This window comes from Pseudomonas sp. HMSC076A11 (assembly GCF_001810205.1).
GTDB classification, from domain to species: domain Bacteria; phylum Pseudomonadota; class Gammaproteobacteria; order Pseudomonadales; family Pseudomonadaceae; genus Pseudomonas; species Pseudomonas aeruginosa.
In genome coordinates this window covers 1-2,355 of sequence record NZ_KV800274.1, presented here as the reverse complement: position 1 = coordinate 2,355, position 2,355 = coordinate 1, and the positions used below count along the sequence as shown (strand labels likewise).

1 protein-coding gene and 1 pseudogene are annotated in these 2,355 nt (G+C 69.3%); both read right to left on the bottom strand.

Annotation, left to right across the window (positions count from 1 at the left end; translation table 11 throughout):
- Window positions 1-2,235, bottom strand: a 2,235-nt coding sequence (locus HMPREF2716_RS29345) for an RHS repeat domain-containing protein (protein WP_070621829.1), incomplete at its 3' end; no start/stop codon positions are given.
- Between the two features lie 14 nt (window positions 2,236-2,249).
- Window positions 2,250-2,355, bottom strand: a pseudogene (locus tag HMPREF2716_RS28520) (RHS repeat protein); the annotation flags it as partial.

Genomic DNA, 2,355 nt, shown 5'->3' with positions numbered 1-2,355 from the left:
AGTCTCCGGATCATAGTCGCGGAAGTAGTTGTAGTGCAGCCCGCTCTCCGCATCGTAGTACTGCCCGGGGAAGCGCAGGTTGACCTGGGTGCTGCCCTGGCTCAGCGCTTCGCCGCGGCCGAAGGCGTCGGACTGCCACTGCCAGACGATCTGGCCGCTGGCGTCGGTGGCCAGGCGCGGGGTGTCGAGGTGGTCGCCATGGAGGTAGAGCAGGGTCGGGTTGCCGACCTTGCCCTGGGCGTCGTAGTCGGCGTCGATGGTGGCCAGCGGCAGGCTGTCCAGCCACAGGTAGTACTGGGCTCGCAGTTTCCGGCCGCTGCCGTCGTGTTCGGCTTCGCCGAGCAACTGGCCGTCGGGACCGTAGAGGTAGGTGGTGACGCTCTCGGGGGTGAGCTTGACGATGCGCTGGCCGAGGGCGTTGTAGCGGTATTCGGCGACCTGCTGGCCGTCGAGGCTGACGCTTTGCAGGCGGCCCTGGGCGTCGTAGGCCAGTTTGCGCGCGGCGCGGTCCTGGGTGAGGTTGCCGGCGGCGTCGCTGGTCACCGCTTGCGCGCCGATGGCGGTCAATCGGTTGCTGTCGGGCGCGTACTGGTAGTCCTGGCTGCTGGCGGTGCCGCCTGAGGCGGGGTTGTCGCTGCGTTGGGTGCGGTTGCCGACCGCGTCGTAGGCATAGCTGCGCCCGCCCTGGACGCCGCGTTCCTCGGTCAGGCGGTCCAGCGGGTCGTACTGGTAGTCCAGGGTGCCCCAGAGGCTATGGCGGTGCTGCTGGATATTGCCATTGGCATCGTGCTGGTAGTCGCTCTGCCAGGGGCCGACCTTCTGCCGCAGCAGTTGGTAGTCCTGGTCGTACTCGCGGCTGAGGGCGATGCCGTTGCCCCAGGTCAGGCGCTGCAGCGGGCCGAAGGGCAGGTAGGCGATCTGCCCGACCAGGGGGCTCGGCGCCTTGTCGCCTACTGCCAGGGTCACGCTGGCGACCTGGCCGCCGGCGTTGCGCGGGTAGCCGATGGCGAGGCCGGAGGGGTAGCCGATCTCCAGCAGTTGGTTGGCCGCGTCGTAGCGGTAGGTCACGCGGTCGAGCAGGGTCTGCTGGTCGAGGCGGATGCTGCGTACCTGCTCGACCAGGTTGCCGCGCTCGTCGTAGCGGTACACCAGGCTGTCGCGGGCACCTTCGATGGCGCCCAGGCGGCCGATGCCTTTGTTGCCGTCGGCGGTGAGGTCGTAGCGGTACTGTACGTCGAGGCTCGGGTCGCTCGGCGAGTGGCGCTCGATCAGGCGATTGAGGGCGTCGTAGCGATACTCGGTGACCGCACCGCGAGCGTCGGTACGGCGGATGACGTTGCCGGCGGCGTCGTGCTCGAAGGTGGTGGTGCCGCTGTCCGGGCTGACCAGTCGGGTCAGGTTGCCGAGGCCGTCGTATTCGTAGCGGGTGGTGACGCCGCGCGGGTCCTTGACCTCGGTGAGGTTGTCCTGGGCGTCGTAGGCGAGTCGGGTCTTGCCGCCGAGGGGATCGCTCTGGCCGACCAGCCGGTCGAGGGCATCGAAGGCCTGGCTGTGGGCGAACTGGCGCGGGTTGGTTTCGCCGACCGGATTGTCGTTGAGGTCGTAGGCGAAGCTGCGTGTCTGGCCGCCGGCGCCGACCGCGCGGAGCAGCCGGCCAAGCTCGTCGTAGGCCCATTGCTGCTGGCGCACCAGGCTGCCGCTGGCGTCCTTGATGCGCTGGGCGGTGCGATTGCCCTTGGTGTCGACGTCGTATTCGAGGCGTTCGCCGAGGTTGTTGCCGATCGCCACCAGGCGCCGTGCGTCGTCGTATTCGTAGCTCAGCCAACTGCCGTCGCCACGGGTGACGCGGGTGATCTGGCCGACCGCGTCGTAGTCGAAGCGGGTGGTGCTGCCGGCGGTGCTGACGGAGGCCAGCCAGCCGTCGACGCCGGTGTAGGCGAGGCTGCTGGTGACGCCGTTGGCATCGGTGATGCTGCCGGGCTTGCCGCGCTCGTCATAGTCGCCGAGGCGGGTGACCTGGCCGAGGGCGTTGGTCACCTGGGTCAGGTTGCCGCGACTGTCGTAGGCATAGAGGGTGACGTCCTGCACATCGGTGCGCGGACCGTCGGCGCGCTCGATCAGGCCGAGGGCGTTGTAGCTGTAGCTCCAGGCGCGCTCGGCCGCCTGCGCGGGCAGGGCGAGGGCGCAGGCCAGGGCGAGGGCGCCGAGGCGGGGGAAGTATGGGGGGATGCGCATGGGTGTCGTCCTTGTCAGCGGGTGGTGACGGTCTCGCCGGTCTTGCGTCCCTCGGCGTCGTACTGGTAGCGGGTGATCCGGCCGGGCTCGCTGACCTGCACCGGGAGGAACAGGGTCGGG